General features: G+C 47.3%; 1 protein-coding gene. It reads right to left on the bottom strand.

Annotation, left to right across the window (positions count from 1 at the left end; all coding sequences use genetic code 11):
* Positions 1-26: 26 nt before the first annotated feature.
* Complete coding sequence (locus HMPREF3050_RS01660; RefSeq protein WP_049225703.1) at positions 27-284, bottom strand: SemiSWEET family transporter; 258 nt, start codon at positions 282-284, stop codon at positions 27-29.
* Positions 285-336: the final 52 nt, after the last annotated feature.

The following is a 336-nucleotide window of genomic DNA, read 5'->3' on the forward strand; positions in this document are numbered from 1 at the left end:
TTTGCACAGGCCGTCTGAAAACTTCCTTAAAAACTAGTGATAAATGTAATCAAACCCAAAATAATGCCTGGGGCGTTTGCCAGTATGATGGGGTAGTCGCGTTTTTCTTTCAAAAAGCCGTAGGCAAACCATAATGTGCAGTTGATGGCGGCGACGAGGGGTTGCAACGGCGAGCCGGGGTTGCCGGCAAGGTTGTTTTGGATTTGCGGGATATAAGAAACGTACATACCGACGCCGGCCAGGGTGGCGGTGACGGAAAGAATGTGCATTTGTTTTTCAGTCATTGGTTTTCCTTTCTGATTAGACGATTGGGTTTTCAGGCTGTACAGATGTTGA

The organism is Neisseria sp. HMSC065D04 (genome assembly GCF_001815675.1).
Lineage (GTDB): Bacteria > Pseudomonadota > Gammaproteobacteria > Burkholderiales > Neisseriaceae > Neisseria.

Excerpts from the sequence above, each read along its gene's own strand:
- HMPREF3050_RS01660 (WP_049225703.1), bottom strand. The coding sequence starts at position 284 with ATGACTGAAAAACAAATGCACATTCTTTCCGTCACCGCCACCCTGGCC.